The sequence below is a fragment of the Mycobacteriales bacterium genome (assembly GCA_035690485.1).
Taxonomy (GTDB): domain Bacteria; phylum Actinomycetota; class Actinomycetes; order JAFAQI01; family DASSKL01; genus DASSKL01.
Map to the genome: position 1 here is coordinate 1 of DASSKL010000034.1, position 5,287 is coordinate 5,287.

Sequence of the window (5,287 nt, forward strand, 5' to 3'; positions counted from 1 at the left end):
GATCAGCCAGTCGCGGATCGACAGGCCGGTACGCGCGGCGCCGTTGACGACCTCCATCGGGCTGAACGCGTGCATGTGCATCGCCGGGACGCGTTGCTTGACCGCCCGAGCGATGTCGAAGTAGGCGGTCCCGGGCAGGTCCGGGTGGATGCCGCCCTGCATGCACACCTCGGTCGCGCCCAGCGCCCACGCCTCGGCCGCCCGCTCGGCGACCTCGTCGAGGGACAGCGTGTACGCGTCCGCGTCGGTACGCCGCTGCGCGAACGCGCAGAACCGGCAGCCGGTGTAGCAGACGTTGGTGAAGTTGATGTTGCGGTTGACGATGTAGGTGACCTCGTCGCCGACCGCCTCGAGGCGCAGGCCATCGGCCAGCGCGGCGAGCGCGTCGAGAGCCGGGCCCGTCGCGGTCATGAGAGCGAGCGCGTCAGAGTCCGACAGTCCGGCCGGGTCTCGCTCGGCGGCGCGCAACGCAGTGGCCGCGTCCCCGGTGAGCCGTTCCGGCGACTGCCGCTGGGCCGCGACCTGCTCGCGCAGCGCGTCCCAGTCGCCGTAGGCCGCGTCGAAGTCGCTGCGGGTCTCGGTACGCCGACCCTCGGTGTCGATCGCGGTGTCGAGGTCGACCCGGCCGGCCGACTCCCAGCCGCCGTCGGGCTCCTGCCACGGGATGCCGTGCGGGATCCGGCCCTCCACCGCGAGACCGTCGGGCCCGGCCAGCGCGTCGACGTGCGGTCGCAGCCGCGGGTCGAGCCACGGCTCGGCGAGGTAGCGGGGATGGGCGGTCAGCCGCTCACGCAACGTGTAACCCGCCGCAGCGCTGACCTCGGCGAGGGCCTCGATCTGGGGCCAGGGCCGCTCGGGGTTGACATGGTCGGGCGTGAGCGGGGAGACGCCGCCCCAGTCGTCGACGCCGGCCGCGAGAAGCCTCGTGCACTCGTCGAGGTCGACCAGGTTGGGCGGGGCCTGGATCCGCACCTGCGGGCCGAGGACCAGGCGGGCGACCGCGATCGTGGCGAGGTACTCCTCCAGGTCGACGTCGGGGGTCGCGCGCATCGCGGTGTCGGGCTTGGCGCGGAAGTTCTGGACGATGACTTCCTGGATCCCGTTGTACTGCTTGGAGATCCGGCGCAGTGCGAACAGCGACTCGACGCGGTCGGCGAAGGTCTCGCCGATGCCGACGAGAATGCCCGTGGTGAACGGCACGTTGGACCGGCCGGCGTCCTCCAGCACCCGCAGCCGCACCGCCGGGACCTTGTCGGGGCTACCGCGGTGGGCCGGGACGTCGGCCGTGGTCTCGAGCATCATCCCCATCGACGGGGCGACGGGCTTGAGCCGCTGGAAGTCCTGCCAGCTCAGCACTCCGGGATTGAGGTGCGGGAGCAGGCCGGTCTCCTCCAGCACCCGCACCGCCATCGCGCGGACGTAGGACAGCGTGTCGTCGTAGCCGTGCGCGTCGAGCCAATCGCGGGCGGCCGGCCAGCGGTCCTCGGGGCGGTCGCCGAGGGTGAACAACGCCTCCTTGCACCCGAGCTGTCGACCCCGTTCGGCGATGTCGAGGACCTCGTCGGGTGTCAGGTAGGCCGCCGGGAGCCGGCCGGGCGTCGTCGCGAACGTGCAGTAGTGGCAGCGGTCGCGGCACAGTCGGGTCAGCGGGACGAACACCTTGCGGCTGTAGGTGACGACACCGGGGCGGCCGGCCGCGATCAGCCCGGCGTCGCGCACGCGGGCCGCGGCGGCCGACAACGCCTCGAGGTGCGCGCCCCGCGCATGCAGCAGCACCTCGGCCTCGGCGGCGTCGAGCGGCTTGCCGTCTCGGACGCGGGCCAGGGATCGGCGCAGCGCGGTGTCGGTCGGCACGCTTGCGACCCTACGCGCCGGGCGCGCCCGCCTCGGCTGACACCATGGCGGCCGTGCGGGTCACGGTCATCGCCGGTGGGATCGGCGGCGCGCGGTTCCTGCGGGGACTGCGCGAGGTCGTGGGCCGCGACGCGATCACGGTGATCGGCAACACCGGCGACGACGTGACCATGTTCGGGCTGCGGATCTGCCCCGACCTGGACACCGTGATGTACACCCTCGGCGGCGGCATCTCGGCCGAGCGCGGCTGGGGCCGTGAGGGCGAGAGCTTCGTCGTGAAGGAGGAGCTCGCGGCGTACGCCGAAGAACCGATGTGGTTCGGGCTCGGCGACCGCGACATCGCGACGCACCTGGTCCGCAGCCGGCTGCTGCGGGAGGGCGTACCGCTGTCGGCCGTGACGGCACGGCTGTGCGCGCGGTGGCGACCGGGGGTGCGGCTGCTGCCGATGACCGACGAGCCGGTCGAGACCCACGTGAGGCTCGTGGACGGGCGCGACGTCCACTTCCAGGAGTGGTGGGTGCGGCTGCACGCGGGCGAGCCGGCCGTCGAGATCTCCTTGCAGGGAAAGGAATCTGCCCGTCCGGCGCCGGGCGTCGTCGAGTCGCTGCGCGACGCCGACGTCGTAGTCCTGCCGCCGAGCAACCCGGTCGTCAGCATCGGCACCGTGCTGTCGGTGCCCGGAATCCGGCCGGCACTCGTCGAGTGCGGCGCCCCGGTCGTCGGAGTGTCGCCGATCATCGGCGGCGCGCCGGTGCGAGGCATGGCCGATGCCTGCCTGGCCGCGATCGGGGTCGAGACGTCGGCGGAAGCGGTGGCGCGGCACTACGGCGCGAGGGCGCAGGGCGGCATCCTCGACGGCTGGCTGGTCGACGAGGTCGACAAGGCCGCTGCCGACACGCTCGTCGAGGACGGCCTGCCCACTCGAGCGGTGCCGCTGTGGATGCACGACGTCGAGGCGAGCGCGCGGATGGCGCAGGCCGCGCTGGACCTGGCTGCCGCGGTGCGGTCATGACGGAGGCCGCGCCGGCCGATCGCCTGGAGATCTGGGGCGTGCACGGGCTACCCGAGATCGTGCCCGGAAGCGACCTCGCCGCGCTGATCGCGCTGGCCGAACCGGCACTACGCGACGGTGACGTCGTCGTGGTGACCAGCAAGGTGGTCAGCAAGGCGGAGGGGCGCACCCGGCCGGGCGACCGGGAGGCCGCGATCGACGACGAGACCGTGCGAGTCGTCGCCACCCGCGGGCGGACCCGGATCGTCGAGACGCGCCACGGCCTAGTGATGGCGGCCGCCGGCGTCGACGCCTCCAACGTCGCTTCGGGCACGGTCGTGCTGCTGCCGGAGGATCCCGACGCCTCGGCACGCCGCATCCGCGAGGGGCTGCAACGCCGGCTGGGCATCGACGTGGCGGTCGTGGTCAGCGACACCTTCGGTCGTCCCTGGCGCTACGGGCTGACCGACGCAGCCATCGGCGTCGCCGGGATGGCGGCGATTCGCGACTACCGGGGCCGCGTGGACGCGCACGGCAACTCGTTGGAGATGACCGAGATGGCCGACGCCGACGAGGTCGCGGCCGCCGCGGACCTCGTGAAGGGCAAGCTATCCGCAGTCCCCGTGGCGGTCGTGCGCGGGTTGGCCTGGCAGCCGGACTCCTCGGAGCGCGGCGCGCGAGCGCTCGTACGGCCGGCGGCCGACGACATGTTCCGCTACGGCTCCCGCGAGGTCGTGTTCGCGCGGCGCACGGTCCGCGACTTCGCCGACGCGCCGGTCGACCGGGAGGCGGTGCTGCGCGCCGTCGAGGCCGGTGTGACCGCGCCGGCTCCGCACCACACGACGCCGTGGCGCTTCGTGCTCGTCGAGTCGCGGGTCGAGGCGCTGCTCGACGCCATGCGCGACCGGTGGGCGGAAGACCTGCGCGACGACGGTTTCACGGCGGAGCAGGTCGAGCGACGGTTGCGGCGCGGCGACGTGCTGAGGCGGGCGCCGTACCTCGTCGTGCCGTGCCTCGCGCCCGGCGGCGCGCACGCGTACCCGGACGAGCGGCGAGCCGGTGCGGAGCAGGCGATGTTCCTGCTGGCGATGGGCGCGGGCATCGAGAACTTCCTCGTGGCGCTAGCCGTCGAGGGCCTCGGCAGTGCGTGGGTGTCGAGCACGCTCTTCTGCCCCGACGTCGTGCGCACGGTGCTCGAGCTGGACGACGACTGGTTCCCGATGGGCGCGGTTGCCGTCGGCGTGGCTGCTGCGCCGCCGGCTCCGCGACCGGCGCGGGACGTGTCGGCGTACGTCGAAATCCGCTAGCCCAATAGAGTCGATCGTTGCTCGTCCCTTTGCCTGAGGAGTTCCACCGTGCCGCGCGCGCTGATCACCGGCATCACCGGCCAGGACGGCCTCTACCTCGGCGAGCTGCTCGCCGAGAAGGGCTATGAGGTCTTCGGCCTGATCCGGGGGCAGAGCAACCCGAAGTTCGCGCTGGTCGAGAAGACGATCCCCGGCATCCAGATGCTCGAGGGCGACCTCACCGACCTGCCGAGCCTGATCGGCGCGATGGAGTACGCCCAGCCGGACGAGGTCTACAACCTCGGCGCAATCTCCTTCGTCGGGCTGTCGTGGAAGCAGGCCGAGCTGACCGGCGAGATCACCGGCATGGGCGTGCTGCGGGTGCTGGAGGCGATCCGGATCCACACCCAGAACGACATGAGCAAGGTGCGCTTCTACCAGGCGTCGAGCTCGGAGATGTTCGGCAAGGTGCGCGAAACGCCGCAGAAGGAGTCGACGCCGTTCCACCCGCGGTCGCCCTACGGCGTGGCGAAGACGTTCGGCCACTACATGACCGTCAACTACCGTGAGTCCTACGGTGCCTATGCCTGCTCGGGGATCCTGTTCAACCACGAAGGCCCGCGGCGCGGCTACGAGTTCGTGACCCGCAAGGTGACGCGAGCAGTAGCCCGAATTTCCCTTGGTCTGCAGGAGAACCTGGCCCTGGGCAATCTCGACTCGCGCCGCGACTGGGGTTTCGCCGGCGACTACGTCGAGGCCATGTGGATGATGCTTCAGCAGCCGGAGCCCGACGACTACGTCATCGCCACCGGCGAGACGCACTCGATCCGCGACCTGCTGGACGTGGCCTTCGGCCACGTCGGGATCTCTGACTGGTCGGGCCACGTCGAGCAGGACCCGCGGTTCTTCCGGCCGGCGGAGGTCGACCTGCTGATCGGCGACGCGTCGAAGGCTCGGGAGAAGTTGGGGTGGGAACCGAGGGTGAGCTTCTCCGAGCTCATCACGATGATGGTCGACCACGACATCAAGACAGAACGGCGCATCGCCGAACGCGACGACTGAATTTTCCTGGCGGGGCAGGCGTTGTTGCATGGTTGATCGCGATGTCCGAGACGTGGTCGCGCACCAGTACGGCGCCACGACGGCCCGGCTGGA

Annotated in this window: 4 protein-coding genes; 3 read left to right on the forward strand and 1 reads right to left on the reverse strand. The window is 71.7% G+C overall.

What is annotated here, in order from left to right; genetic code table 11:
• Window positions 1-1,854: bifunctional FO biosynthesis protein CofGH (locus VFJ21_04645; protein ID HET7406411.1), on the reverse strand; the 1,854-nt coding region annotated here is incomplete at its 3' end.
• Between the two features lie 53 nt (window positions 1,855-1,907).
• On the opposite strand from VFJ21_04645, the gene cofD reads away from it, so the two are divergent.
• Genes cofD through gmd form a run of 3 tightly spaced genes read left to right on the forward strand, consistent with a single transcriptional unit; the run spans window position 1,908 to window position 5,194 of the window.
• The gene (gene cofD, locus VFJ21_04650; GenBank protein ID HET7406412.1) at window positions 1,908-2,867 is read left to right on the forward strand and encodes a 2-phospho-L-lactate transferase; all 960 of its coding nucleotides are present in this window, start codon (window positions 1,908-1,910) and stop codon (window positions 2,865-2,867) included.
• A complete protein-coding gene (locus VFJ21_04655) occupies window positions 2,864-4,153 on the forward strand; it encodes a coenzyme F420-0:L-glutamate ligase (GenBank protein ID HET7406413.1) in 1,290 nt (429 codons plus the stop codon). The genes cofD and VFJ21_04655 overlap by 4 nt, the downstream gene beginning before the upstream one ends.
• 48 nt (window positions 4,154-4,201) lie before the next feature.
• The gene (gmd, locus tag VFJ21_04660) at window positions 4,202-5,194 is read left to right on the forward strand and encodes a GDP-mannose 4,6-dehydratase (protein HET7406414.1); all 993 of its coding nucleotides are present in this window, start codon (window positions 4,202-4,204) and stop codon (window positions 5,192-5,194) included.
• The last annotated feature ends 93 nt before the right edge of the window (window positions 5,195-5,287 follow it).